The sequence below is a fragment of the Paenibacillus sp. PL91 genome (assembly GCF_012935325.2).
In the GTDB taxonomy this organism is placed as follows: Bacteria; Bacillota; Bacilli; order Paenibacillales; family Paenibacillaceae; genus Pristimantibacillus.
In genome coordinates this window covers 366689-380995 of record NZ_JABBYG020000005.1, presented here as the reverse complement: position 1 = coordinate 380995, position 14307 = coordinate 366689, and the positions used below count along the sequence as shown (strand labels likewise).

Annotated in this window: 6 protein-coding genes; 2 read left to right on the top strand and 4 right to left on the bottom strand. The window is 49.9% G+C overall.

Going from position 1 to position 14307, the window contains the following annotated elements:
- Positions 1–39: 39 nt before the first annotated feature.
- The 4 genes from HI950_RS14985 to HI950_RS14970 form a co-directional block, all read right to left on the bottom strand.
- Positions 40–1335: an ABC transporter substrate-binding protein gene (locus HI950_RS14985; protein WP_169084885.1), complete on the bottom strand. Its 1296-nt coding sequence runs from the start codon at positions 1333–1335 to the stop codon at positions 40–42.
- Between the two features lie 101 nt (positions 1336–1436).
- A complete protein-coding gene (locus HI950_RS14980) occupies positions 1437–2498 on the bottom strand; it encodes a response regulator transcription factor (protein ID WP_169084887.1) in 1062 nt (353 codons plus the stop codon).
- The gene (locus HI950_RS14975; protein ID WP_169084889.1) at positions 2491–4272 is read right to left on the bottom strand and encodes a sensor histidine kinase; all 1782 of its coding nucleotides are present in this window, start codon (positions 4270–4272) and stop codon (positions 2491–2493) included. Before HI950_RS14975 ends, HI950_RS14980 begins: the two co-directional genes overlap by 8 nt.
- Positions 4273–4360: 88 nt before the next feature.
- A complete protein-coding gene (locus HI950_RS14970; protein ID WP_317618368.1) occupies positions 4361–5707 on the bottom strand; it encodes a glycoside hydrolase family 30 protein in 1347 nt (448 codons plus the stop codon).
- Positions 5708–5919: 212 nt separating this feature from the next.
- On the opposite strand from HI950_RS14970, the gene HI950_RS14965 reads away from it, so the two are divergent.
- Positions 5920–12627, top strand: a complete 6708-nt coding sequence (locus HI950_RS14965) for a DUF7507 domain-containing protein (protein WP_169084891.1) — start codon at positions 5920–5922, stop codon at positions 12625–12627.
- Positions 12624–14303, top strand: a complete 1680-nt coding sequence (locus tag HI950_RS14960; RefSeq protein ID WP_169084893.1) for a DUF11 domain-containing protein — start codon at positions 12624–12626, stop codon at positions 14301–14303. Before HI950_RS14965 ends, HI950_RS14960 begins: the two co-directional genes overlap by 4 nt.
- The last annotated feature ends 4 nt before the right edge of the window (positions 14304–14307 follow it).

Genomic DNA, 14307 nt, shown 5'->3' with positions numbered 1-14307 from the left:
GAATCTCCTTGTCTCCCCTTCATCCCGAGCATGAGTCGATTACTTATTTACTTTGTTGTACGATTTCCAAGCCTTATCAAGCGCCTTGAGTACATCATCCTGCGATAATTGGCCGGCATAATAAGCTTGCAGCCCTTTCCCCACTTCATCCTTGACGGATTGAGGAATAGATGGATCTTGATAGGACTTGCCTTCTTTGACATAAACCATTGCATCGTTTACCCATGGGTAGCTTTCATACGTATGCACGTCAGAGATCGGGTTGAATTTAAGCGCTTGGAAGAATGCGTTTGAATCCTTGTCATCCAAAATATAGTTGATGAAATCCAGCGCAACTTCTTTGTTTTTTGTGCTTTTGGAAACAGCCAATGATGTCGAAGCGCCTAGGTTAATGAGAGTCGCATCCGGGTTATCGTTGAATGGCAGCGGTGCCACTCCAAAATCAAGATCCGGATTAGATTTCAGAATCGTTTCTGCATACCACGGACCCTGCAGCCACATTGCGCCTTTGCCTGCCGCAAATGCCGCCGCGCCATCATCGCCGCCAACCTCCGTCGCTTTATCCGTTCCGTTCGCATTAATCAGATCAAAGATGTCAAACATCGCTTTCAGCTCGGTAAAGGAGCCTTCATCCTTATTCATCCGTTCAATGAAATCAGCGTTTTCCGTGTTGATTAGCGCGCCTGCTGCAAGCGGCAGCACAAGCTGTGGAATCCAAGCTTCTTTATAAGAAAGCACGAATGGCGTTTGCTTATTTTCTTTCAGCTTTTCGACAACCGCTTTCATTTCCGTCAATGTCTTTGGAGGCGTCAGCCCAAGATCGTTAAATATTTTTTTGTTGTACAAGTAGCCCCATGATAAGGTTTCCAGTGGAACCGCTACTACCTTGCCGTCTGTCGATGTAACAGCAGGCTTAACGCTGTCAAGCAGCTTGCCGACAAAAGGCTGGTCGGATAAATCCTCTAAGTAGCCTGCTTTGTAGTAGGAAGGAATTTCGTTGATGGCATGAAGCGCGAAAATATCAGGCGCATCATTCGATGCGAGGCGAGTTTTCAAAATTTGCGCCGCGTTATCGGAAGTCGGCATTTCGAGCTGCACCGTTACGTCGATATTTTTTTCGGCCTTTTCCTTCGCAACAAAGTCTGCTATATATTTATCGAAATGCTCTTTAAAACGCGGCAGTGCAATAAACATTTTAAGCTTCACGCTCTTGGCTTCGCCGCCACTGTTTACCGCACCGTCTGTGTTGTCCGTGTTATTTGCATTGTTCCCGCAGCCAGCTAGCAGCGTTGTCGCGAGTGCGGTAACGAGTAAACCCTTAACTATTTTTTTCATCTAATTTGACCTCCCGGAAGCTTGTTTTGTTTACGCTTTCATTGTATCTAAAAAATGAAAGCGTTTAATTGGACAGAATTAGACTCTTTCGTTGGACATTTTTAAACCTCGCCGCCCTTCCTCATTTCACCGGGCGCGATACCGAAATGCTTCTTAAACACGCGATAAAAATACGTGATATCCTCATAGCCGGCCATCTCGGCAATCGCCTTAATTGGAATGCTCTCATCAAGCAGCCATTCCTTTGCTTTCACCATACGCAGGTGCAGCATATAATCGGTGACGTTGCGCCCATACTCCTGCTTGAACATTTTGCTCAAATATTCCTTGCTCACGAAGAAGGCTCTGGCGAGCTGCTCCAGCGTAACCGGCTCTGTGAAATGCTTCTCCATATACAGCCTGACTTCATCCAAATTTAATTTGTTTTTAAATTTCCGCTGATGAATAAGCTGCTCCAGCGTAGTCAAATAATGATGAGTAAGAAAGGCAGCTGTACTCGTGCTCGACTCGACGACCTCTTGCCCATAAGGCGCATGCAGAGCGTCGCTGTCTAACGAATTAGCATTCATCAACTCCTTAAGCAGCAGGAGCAGCTCCTGTACGACCTGTTCAAGCATGGCCGCTTTCGTAATTCCGCTGCGCACAAGCTCCTTCATCATTTGATCAAGCGTAGCGCTGACGCCTTCCGTATTCAGCTCATTAAAATGCGACTTTAACAGCTTCTTATACGTGGCCAAAGAATAGGAAATATCAAGATCCAGCGATAATGGACCGCGCTCCATTAGCTCAGCCTCAAGCCCGCTTTTGCAATTTTGCAAGGCGGTATTCAGCTCCTTCGGATCAACCGGCTTAAGCAGGTAGTCGATTGCTTTATAGCGAAGCGCATGCTTCGCATATTGAAAGTCATCATAGCCGCTTACGACGATCGTCTTGATAGCCGGAAATTGATCATTAAGCATCTGCAAGAGAGCAGCGCCATCCGTGCCAGGCATCCGCATGTCGGTAATGACGATATGCGGATGCAAAGTCTCCGTCATCCGAAGCGCCTCCTTGCCGTCCTCTGCTTCACCTACAATTTCCATGCCAAGACGCTCCCATTCGCCAAATGCCTTGATGATGTCCCTTGTCCAGCTCTCATCATCCACGATTAACACTTTATGCATGCTGCTCTCCCCCTGCTTGGTTTGGAATCGTAACCGTAACCGTCGTTCCCGCTCCGAACTCGCTTTCAACCGTGATCCCGTAGTCTGGACCAAAATGCAACTGAATACGGGACGCGACATTTTGAATGCCGATGCGAATGCCGTGCGTCCATACTTGTCCGCTATGCTGGTGCAGCCGCTTTTGCAGGACGGCAAGCTTGTCCTCACGGATTCCGATGCCATTATCATAGATTCGTATACGTACCGCATGATGCTCACGCACCACGCTCACGCTCAGCTCCCAATTGCCCGATTTATTATCTAATCCGTGGAAAAAAGCATTTTCAACGATCGGCTGCAGCGTCAGCTTCGGAATCGGGGTTGCCAGCACCGACTCGTCCACTTCCAAGCTGTAGCTGAGCTTGGACGAAAACCGCTGCTTCTGGATGAGCATATAATTGTTCAAATGCTCGATTTCCGCCTTTAAGGAAGCGAGATCATCTGGGTCCCGGATCACATAACGAAACATGTCGCTAAGCGAGCGAATGATTTCATAGCTCTCGGCAGGCTTCTTCGTAAAGAGCATGCTCCCGATCATTTGAAGCGTATTTTGCAAAAAATGCGGATTGATTTGCGCTTGGAGCGCTTTAAGCTCCGCCGTCTTTTTCTCCAGATTGATGCTGTATTCCGTTTTAATATGCTCTCTAATTCGGTAGGACATGTTGTAAAGCTTCATTTCGAGCAGACCGATCTCATCCACGCGATTGCTTTGGGGCAGCTCGGTTTCCTTGATGATGCCAAGCCCTTGCATGGATCTCGCCAGCGTGACGATCGGCGTCGCCGTCCGCCAAGCAAGCCAAATCGCGATTAAGACTGAAAGCACGATAGAGATTGCGCCGACGATAAGGCCAAATTGCATCGTCGATAGGGCGCTCTTGTTAATAAAGCTGGTCGGGATGATCGTAATCAGCTTCAAGCCGACGGGATCAATCGTATTGTAGAAGACGTACTCCTTTGGCATACGGAAATAACCCTGAGCCTCATTGGTCTCCTTGATCCGCTGCATAACCTCCTCTGAGGGATGCTCGCCAAAACGCTGATAAAGCACATTCCCGTCATCGCCCGCGATGAGCACCTTATGCTCCTCGCCGCGGCCAATTAAATTAATCGTCTGATCAAGCATCGACCAACGGATTTTGAGCGAGATGCCGCCTAGCTTCTCCCGGTCTTCAAATCGGTTAATGCTCCGAATAAGCTGAAAGTGGCCTTCGTCCCCATTGCTGGATTGGATTAGGAAATCTTTGTTTTCCTCGAATAGCTGCTTGTAGGGAGACGGAATGTCGGGCGAGGTTTCCAGATCATATTGATTGCCGCTTATGGTAAACAATTTACTAGGCTCCCTCAAAAACATCTCAACGCCGATCACATGATTGCCTGCGGAATAAAATAAATTGTTTAGCGTATCCATTATATTTTTTTGGGCGGCGAATTGGTTAATGAGCAGCGACCCTTCCGTACTCGCCAAATAATCACTGAGATGAGGGCTGATCAGCACGGAATAAACGAGATTGTTTAATTGGGAGAACTGCTCGCCCAAATAAATACCCGTCCACTTCATATTAGACAGATTCGTTCCGATAACTTCCGCTTCCATCGATTTTCGGTTGTTTTCGGCTGCCAAAGCGGTTACCGCTATGATCGGAATAACAGTTAAGAAAATCATCGTAAAGATCAATTTATTCCGAATACTGCGCCGGAAGGGGTCTGTCAGTAAACGGATTAGCTTGGCCAACATATGCGCTGCGCCTCCCGATTCTATCTAGCTTGAAGTGTGCAAAAAACTAACGCCCCATCGATTGCTGGCGTTAGTTGATAGGCTATCATCATCCGCATGGAATGACGATCGTATGGAAGGATTCCGGTTCCAGCTCAAGCAGCTGGCATTTGGAGCCGATAGACAACCGCAGCTCCCTCTTGTCCTTGAACGGATTCGTTAAAACGATGATGCGCGTGCCGTCCGGCTTCTCAAAAGCGATTGCATTGCCTGACCACGGGCCTCTCAGACCTATTCTTTTATCGTTTGGCGATGTGAAATGGGCAAAATGCTTCATGACATAGTACTCGGGATTACGAACGGCAAGCCCCTTCTCCTTGTCAACGGTAAGCATCGCATTTTGCTCCCAGCCCCATGTGCTGCGTCCCTTTGGCTCAAGCACCATGTTCCAGTAAATATAAGCGTTCACGCCATTCGTGAAATAATGATGATAGAGATTAAACACATATCTCGCGTAAAACCAAGTATTTTCGCCGTCGCCGCATTCATTCTCCGTTTGCATATATCGAAGCTCCGGATAGCTTTGAACGGTTCGCTGCAAGGCATGCTTCCCTGCCCATTGATAGCCGACGCCTTTCACATATTTGTAAGCTTCCGGGTCGCTTAACACAATATTGGCATAGGCATCAAAATCAGTCGCCTTCTTCTTCAGCCATTCATCCCACGCCTCAGGCGCGTTGATCGTGCTCAGCCAAATTTCCGTTTCGAGTCCATGGCGCTCAAAGGCCGGCCCCAAATAATCGCGGATAAATCCGCGCAGCTGCTCGCCCGTCCAAACGCAGGAAGGAAACTTTTGATCCGCCACAACCTCGTTTTGAACATGGACCTGATGAATGGTTATGCCCTCTGCCCGATACGCCTCGACAAACTTAACGAAATACAGCGCGTACGCCTCTAAAATCTCCTTTTCCCAGCGAAGCGTGCCGTAATTATAGGCTTTCGGAAACTTCATCCAGGTCGGCGGGCTCCACGGAGAGGCAAACAGCTTCAATTCAGGATTGAGCTTTAGCGCTTCCTTTATATAAGGAATTAAATATTTTTGGTCACGGGCAATCGAAAAATGCTCCATGCTTAAGTCTCCGTCTGTTTCGTTCAAGCTATACCATTCCAGCGCATAGTCGCTCGCGCCAATCGGAAGTCTGCAAATACTGAATTTATGCTCGCCATCGGGATGGAAGAGAGCATGCATAACTTGACTGCGTTCTTCGGCTTTCAAATGCTGCAGCGCAGCATAACCAAGCTCGTTAAAGCAGCCGCCAAAACCTTCAAGCTGTTGGAAGCTCTCCTCTGTGAACATGAGATTGGCATCTCCATCATCAGCTACCTCTATCGTCTTATTGATCCAATACTCGGTTTCCGTACTTGCAAACCATTGTATCCGTTTATGTCCCGTCACCGCAAACACAACTCCTTGTAAGCGTTTTAATCATTATAGCTTGTAAATGAAAGCGTTTAATTGGACGAATTTAGACTCTATGCTTGGACAATATTAAACCAGATCCAATGGAGTAAAAAACTTTTTAAACAAGACAAACAAAATGGCGAATATTGGCTCATACACTTAAACAATCTATTTGTTTTTATAAGCAACTACGTTTTTTAAGGGGGGTGGATACAATACCTCTGGTCGTCCGAGCATCATTAAACGCAACCGGCGCCATTACATTTACGGGAAATACGCTGGGCCTCAGCCGCTCTGAAGTCGCGGGGGTACCTGGCACGTCCGATAGTATCGGCGCTTTCAGTACAACGAATACGGCCATTCGATATGGCACCTTTCCGTTTGGCACAACAAGCAACTACTTGGAGAACAGCTCGGCTGCAATTCTTGTCCTTCCCGCTGGAAGCACGGTTCTTTATGCCGAGCTTATTTGGGGCGGCAGCTATATTAACGGTGATGTAAATTTAAGCGCGGCAATCAACAATCCGGTTGCCTTCACTACGCCGCTCGGCACCTCCAGCGTGTCGCCTGATGCAGCTACAAGCAATACCTTTAATCTTGGAGGCGGCGCTTTCGGCTATGTCCGCTCTTCAAATGTCACATCGCTTGTTCAGCCAGCCGGCGCAGGTACGTATGCGACAGGCGGCGTCGTTGGTACGATTGTCATCCCCAGCGATTCAACCGCCAATCATGCAGGCTGGACGCTCGCCGTCATTTATCGAAACCCTTCCCTGCCGTTCCGGAACATGTCGCTACGTGCTGGAGCTATTCTCGTTCAGAGCACATCGGGACCCGTCAACACGACAATTACCGGCTTTGCAACGCCGATCTCAGGCGCACTCGGCGGGAGAGCCTTGTTCAGTGCGCAGGAAGGGGATGCCAACCGAACAGGGGATCAAGCGCTGTTTGGCCCGACGGCAGCCAGCTTAGTCGCTCTATCGGGAACGAATAACTTGGCTAACAATTTTTTTGCTTCGCAAATGAACGATGATACCGGCGCTTTAAATACGACCGGAACCTTCGGAAGCAGGAACCAGGCGAACGGAGACCCAGGCACAAATATAGTTGGCGGCCGCCAAGGCTGGGATATTACGAACGTCGACATTTCAGCAAGGCTGACGAACAACCAAAGCTCAGCTGTGCTCTCGCTTGCAACTTCCGGGAATGTCTATGTCCTGAATGCCAATGCCTTTCAAATCAATATAAATGCGCCGCTTATTAACGTAGTGCTCAGCGAAAATACAACAGGGCCTACAATTGGAGATATCATTACCTGTACCGTTTCGCTCAGCAATTCGGGAACAACGAGCGCAGCCAACATCGTATTGACCGATACCCTTTCACCAAACGTATCCTTCGTAACGGGTAGCGTCACCGTTGGCGGCATCATCAAGCCAACCTTTGATATAAGAACCGGAGCACCGCTAGGGTCACTGAATCCATCGACCTCTGTAACCGTTACTTATCAAATCGTCGTAAACTCCCTGCCCAGTTCTGCCCAGCTTTCAAGCACGGCAAATGCTGCCTTTACCTTCCAGAGCATTGCCGGCGGATCGGTAATTTCGGGAGTCATTCCATCAAATACCGTGACTGTACCTGTCTTTGCTCCTCAACTATCGATTGTCAAAAGCGCAAATACGCAAAACGCAGCCGTTGGTGATCAAGTGACCTATACGTTGTTGGCAGCCAATACGGGCAGCACAGCAGCTACACTCACAGTAACCGATAATATACCAGGAGGAACTTCATATATTCCAAATAGCTTTCGCGTGAATGGCGTCGTCGTGCCTGGCGCTAATCCAGCCGCAGGAGTTGCAATCGGCTCCGTTGCAGCAGGTGCTTCGTCGACGGTCACGTTCCAAGTGCAGGTGGTTTCACGGCCTACGCCACCTCGGCTAGAGAATTTGGCTTCCGCGACCTATGCGTATCAAATTCCTGATGGAAGAGTCTTTTCAGGCTCACTTGTATCCAATACAGTGACGATTCCCGTTAGATCTGCCAATGTAATAGCTGTTAAGAGCGCTAGCTCTACTGACATAGCCGTAGGCGAAGAGCTGATTTACACGATAGTCGTTACGAGCAGCGGAGCCCCTGCCATCACGGATGCCGTCTTAATAGACGCTCTTCCTGCTGGTACAGAGTTTTTATCGGGAACTGTAATCGTTGACGGCGCGCCTAGACCGACCGCCAGCCCTGCAAGCGGCATCAGTCTAGGCACAATCCCGCCAAGTGAATCTGTAACCGTTTCGTTCGCTATCCATGTGGTTTCTCTTCCAAGTTCTGGCTCGCTAGTCAATCAAGCATCCATATCCTATAGCTCAGGATCGTTCTCGGGTCTTTCATTGTCCAGCAGCGTGTCTACACCAGTCTATCAACCGATCATACAGGTCGAAAAAATCGGATCGCCAACAATCGCTACCGTGGGAGGTACTGTCACCTATTCATTTACGGTAAGAAATTCCGGAAATATTGCTGCCGTGGCAACGTTGACAGACAACATTCCAAACGGATCAACGTTTGTGCCAAGCAGCGTAATCGTAAACGGGCAGGGACGCCCAGGCGATAGTCCGCTAACAGGCATAGCGCTTGGCGCCTTGCCCGTTTCCGGCGTTTCGAGCGTTTCCTTTCAGATTTTTCTTGATACGCTGCCGTCTCCGCCAAGCTTAGTCAATCAAGCAGTCGTAGGGTTCACGTATCAATTGCCTAGTGGGAGAACCCTGGCTGGAAGCAGCAGCTCGAATACGATTACCCTACCCGCTCAAGTACCAAATGTATCTATTGCGAAATCGGCAAATGCTGCAGCTGCTGCAATTGGCGATATCATAACGTTCACGCTTGTCGTTACGAACAACAGCATCGTAGCCGTATCAAACGCAATCATTTCCGATATGATCCCGGCCGGAACGACCTTCGTAGCAGGCAGCACGACCATAAACGGCGTCCCTTCGGCTTCTAACCCGAACGTCGGCATTGCTGTTGAAACAATCACACCTTCTGCCGTCGTTACGGTCGTTTTCCAGGTGCTGGTAACCTTCTTGCCTAGTCCGGCTATTATAGCCAATCGCGCTGGCGTCGGCTACAGATCAGGCTCGTTTACAGGCTCTTCCCTATCCGATACTGTCACGATTCCTGTGTTTCTGCCTATCATTACGCTTGAAAAGGTCGCCAGCACACAAAGCGCTACCGTAGGCGACACCTATTCCTATACGATAAGAGCCAGCAACAACGGCAATACGAGCGCAAATGTAATCATCACGGATAACATTCCGGCCGGTACTGCCTTAGATGTAAACAGCGTGCTCATAAATTCCGTACCGTTCCCAAGTTTAAACCCAGCTACAGGCATTCCAATTGGAACTTTGTTGCCTGGCGCAACGACGGAAATCAGCTTTGTCGTTACTGTCGTGTCGCTGCCTTCGCCGCAAAGGCTGGTCAATCAGGCAGGCGCGCAATACGACTTTGCATTGCCTGACGGCAGGCAATTAAATGGATTCTCGTCCTCCAATACCGTATCGATACCTGTATCGCCGCCAAACGTTTCGTTAGTCAAGTCTCTAATTCCTGCCTCCGTCGTTGTTGGTGATCAATTCCTCTACACCTCTGTCGTAACCAACAACGGCATCGCGCCTGTAAACAATGTCGTCATAAACGATCCGTTAGTGAGTAATATTGCCTTCATCAACAATAGCGTGCTTGTAAACGGCACTCCCCGGGCGGATTCCACTCCATCGACCGGCATTCCAATCGGTACCCTCGCCCCAGGCGGTTCGGCTACCGTAACATTTGAGGTGAGAGTAACGATGGCAGTACCATCACAAATTACGAATCAATCAATGGTCAGCTTCACATCAGGTTCCTTCTCGGCTTCCTCCTCGTCGAATACAACATCAACACCCGTAACGCAGCCGCAAATCGGCTTGCTGCTAAGTGCGAATACGAGCCAAGCTACACTAGGCGATACCGTTACCTATACCGTCCTTGTAACCAATGCCGGAAACTTGGAGGGCCAGCTTACATTAAGCGATACGCTTCCGGCTGGAACAACGTTTGCGCCAAACAGTGTCGTTGTCGGAAACGTTCCTCATCCTGGGGAGTCGCCAGCGACCGGGATTAACGTAGGCCCTGTACCGCCTGGCGCTTCAATCCCTGTCACCTATTCGGTCATCATCACGACGCTTCCATCTCCGCAGTTCCTAGTCAATCAAGCTACTGGCGCATATACGTTTACACCGCCAGACGGAAGACTATTGAATGGCACTGCGCAGTCCAATACGCTGTCCATTTCGGTATCTGCCCCAAACGTTGAGGTCGCAAAAAGCACAGCTGCAGTCGATGTCGCGCTAGGCGACGTTATTACGTATTCCATTGGCGTTACCAATAGCGGGATCGAAACGATCAATAACGTCGTATTAACCGATCCCGTTCCCGATGGCGCAACATTCGTTTCCGGCAGCGTAACGATCAACGGCACGCCAGCCCCAGGCATCCCGTCATCCGGCATTGCCCTTGGATCAATAGCTCCGTCAGGTACGGTTACGGTCACCTTCCAAGTGAGCGTCATTGCCATTCCTGTATCCGGACAAATCGGCAATCAGGCCAACGTTACCTTTACTTCAGGAGCTTTCTCGGGCACGACATCATCAAACACTGTGATTACGCCGGTTTACCAGCCTATCATCTCGCTTGGCAAGAGCGCCAATTCCATCAATGCCACTCTTGGCGATACGATTAGCTACAGAATCGACGTCAGCAATACAGGGAATTATGCTGGAAGCGTGATCGTAACGGACAATATACCAGCCGGCGCGGTCTTTGTGACGAACAGCGTCCTCGTTGGCGGATTGCCTCAACCCGGCACAGACCCTGTAACCGGCATCAATATTAATACCGTTGCTCCGAATACAACCGTTACCGTCACCTTCTCCGTCATCATTGATTCGCTGCCGAATCCGCAGCAGCTAACCAATCAAGCGGCTGCCAGCTACTCGTTTGTCCTGCCTAGCGGCCGTTCGCTTAGCGGGAGCGCCAGCTCCAATACGGTCGTCATTTCTGTTTCTGCGCCCAACGTCAGCGTTGCCAAAAGCACAGCTTCAACAGCTGCAGCAATCGGAGATATAGTTGCTTATTCCATTTCCATCGTCAATAGCGGTATTGCAGCCGTTAACAATGTCATATTTACCGACCCTTTGCCGGTTGGCAGCGTCCTCGTTGCCGGAAGCGTACAGGTAGATGGGGCAACAAGGCCCGCTGCAAATCCAGCAACCGGCGTTGCTATAGGCACCATCGCCCAAGGGCAGACCGTTATCGTTTCGTTCAACGTGACCGTAACCGCGCTGCCTGATCCTGCGCAGCTCAGCAACCGCTCGTCCGTCAGCTTTACATCCGGCGTATTCTCTGGGACCACCTTCTCGAATACCGTTATCGTTCCCGTCTATCAGCCCATTTTAACGGGTGTCAAAAGCGGCAGCACAAGCATTGCCACAGTCGGAGACACGCTTGTCTATACGATAGCTGTGCAAAACAGAGGAAACTATCCGGGCAACGTCACCTTGACCGATACGATACCCGCTGGCACAAGCCTTGTTCAGAACAGCGTCATCGTTAACGGCCAGCTTGTTCCGGGTGCAGATCCTGCAGCGGGCATTCCGCTCGGAAGCGTGACTGCAACGTCTGAAGTCATGTTCTCTGTGATCGTCAATTCATTGCCGCCAACTCAGCAGCTCGTCAATCAAGCGTCTGCGACGTACAACTTCACGCTTCCGGATGGACGCACGTTGAACGGGTCATTCCGAACAAATACTTTATCGATACCGGTATCCGCTCCTAACGTAGCAGCGGTTAAGAGTACGTCCGTCATCGATGCCGTCGTTGGCGATACGGTAACGTACCGATTATCTGTTACGAACAGCGGAATTGTAACGATCAACAATGTGCTGGCAATCGATCAAATTCCGGCAGGCGCAGCCTTCCAAGCCGGAAGCGTAACCGTCGACGGCTTGTCCAAACCTTCAGCCGACCCGTCCTTAGGTATATTAATTGGCGCAATTGCGCCAAGCGCAACCGTATTGGTCGATTTCAACATATTGGTCACATCATTGCCAAGCCCTGCTGTTTTAAATAATACGGCTACCGTGACTTTTACGTCAGGCGCCTTTTCTGGGAATACGTTCTCCAATACAGTCGTTACGCCGGTCTATCAGCCCCTCCTTTCGCTTGTCAAAGCGGCCGATACGGCAAACGCGACAGTCGGAGATACCGTAACCTATTCGCTTACTATTACGAATACAGGCAACATAGCTGCAGAGGTTACTGTATTCGACACGATCCCAACCGGGGCTGCGTTCGTGCCAAACAGCGTCCAGATCAACGGGATTCCGCAGCCAGGAGTCAATCCGGCGACAGGCGTCTCCGTCGGCTTTGTTCAACCAGGCGCTACCGTCAGTGTCCTGATTACGCTTCAGGTTACGGTAGATGCGCTTCCGTCGCCGCAGCTGCTTGTCAACCAAGCGACAGCAAACTTCTCATTCACGCCGCCTGATGGCCGATTATTGACAGGCTCGATATTATCCAACGTGTTGTCCATTCCTGTATCTTCGCCTAATGTGACCGTCGTAAAGAGCACATCCTCTATTGATGCGGTAGTAGGCGATACGATTACCTATACCATGATTGTGACGAATAACGGAATTGCAGCTGTAAGCAATGTCATCCTCATCGATCCCATACCTGCTGGAACGACATTCACGGCTGGAAGTGTCATTGTTGATGGCTCTTCACAGCCATCGGCGAATCCGGGCAGCGGCATTTCAATCGGTACAATTGCTCCCGGAGCAAGCTCAACCGTTACGTTCCAGGTGCAGGTCGTCACGATATGAGCCTAATTTCGAGCGGAAACCCTATCATACAAAACCAATCGCTCGTTCAGTTTGCTTCAGGAAGCGTCGAAATGGTCACTTACTCGAATACAGTAAATACCGCATTGGTAGGCACACGCATCATCATTGATAAGAGTGCATTTGAGAGCGAGGTTTCTCTTGGAAGCACGATAACGTACAAATTAATAGCAACGAACACCGGAAATGTAGCTGGAATCGTTACGGTGACCGACAAGCTGCCTGAGGGAACCTCCTTCGTAGCGAACAGCCTGCTGCTAAACGGCGTTCCCCTCCCCGGATCTAATCCGGAATCCGGCATTCGGATTGGCAGTCTGGCACCGCAGGAGAGCGTTCAAATTATTTTCCAGCTTTTCGTCATCTCTATTCCGCCCAGCTTGCAGCTCGTCAATCAAGCACGCGCCGACTCTGTATTCCAAACAGCAGAGGGACGCAGCGTCACAAGCATCACCTATTCAAATACGCTTACTACACCGGTCAATGCGATATCGGTATCTGCTAGCCTAAGCGCCAGCACCAATCAGACCTTTCCCTCTGATTTTGTTTCGTATGCATTAACGATCGTCAATGAAGGAAACCTCAGCCTAAGAGATGCTGTCGCCTTCCTTACCTTGCCTGCCGGCGTGCTCTTTGCACCCGGCAGTGTAACGATTAATGGCGTGATCTCGCCCAGCGCAGATCCAAGCGTCGGTATCCCGCTTGGCCAAATAAAATCTCAATCAACAGCCAGCGTTACCTATCGCATGCAAACGACGGAGGATACGCCTTATTTATTTGTCACCAAAGCCGTTACTCGCTATCTCGTCTCGGGCATGCCGAATTCTGTGCAATCAAATGAGGTGACCGTTACCCTGATCAGTCCCGAAATCATTGCCGTCAAGCAGGTTAATCTGCAAAGCGCCTTTCCCGGCGATACCCTTCTCTACGCGATCCATATTAGAAATGCACAAAATATCGCAGTAGACGCCACGCTTGAGGATACGCTGCCAGACGGCGTCAACTTTATGGTGAATAGCTTAAAGCTAAACGGAATTCCGCTTCCAGGCGCAGAAATCGAGGATGGAATTAAGCTTGGCACATTGCTCGGCCAATCGAAAAGCCTTATAACGTTTGCGGCAAAAATCCCTTCACAGGTTTCCTCTGTTTCTGCGTTAACAAATTCAGCTAGAATCGAATATACCTTTCGGCTATCGGACGGCAGAGTGATTAGCAGCCGCTCTCTTTCCAATACCGCCACAACGGCTTTAATAGCACCTATCATCCAACTTACTGCGCAGGTGGATCGAGCGGTGGTCGAATTCGGCGATAGCCTGAGCATTCAGGCTATTCTGGCGAACATTGGCAATTTGCCCGCAATCGTATCGTTTACTAGCGACCTCCCCTATGGCGTTGATCTGCTTCCTAGGACGTTCCGGGTTGACGGAGAAAGGTTAAGCCCAAGCGCTTATGACGGCAATCAAACCTGGCTGCTTGGAAGCCTACTGCCGGGAGCCAGACTGCTGATCGTTTATTCGGCTGCCGTTACGGATGCGCTGGTGTCAGAAAAAATGATCGGGGTGGTCAAAGCCGGCTACACGTATGAGGCGGGCGACCGAATGATGAGCGGGGAGGTTCTATCCCATTTGTTAGAGGTAGATGTGACCGGGGATGATGAGTAGCGTA

Excerpts from the sequence above, each read along its gene's own strand:
- HI950_RS14985 (WP_169084885.1), bottom strand. The coding sequence starts at position 1,335 with ATGAAAAAAATAGTTAAGGGTTTACTCGTTACCGCACTCGCGACAACG.
- HI950_RS14980 (WP_169084887.1), bottom strand. The coding sequence starts at position 2,498 with ATGCATAAAGTGTTAATCGTGGATGATGAGAGCTGGACAAGGGACATC.
- HI950_RS14975 (WP_169084889.1), bottom strand. The coding sequence starts at position 4,272 with ATGTTGGCCAAGCTAATCCGTTTACTGACAGACCCCTTCCGGCGCAGT.
- HI950_RS14960 (WP_169084893.1), top strand. The coding sequence starts at position 12,624 with ATGAGCCTAATTTCGAGCGGAAACCCTATCATACAAAACCAATCGCTC.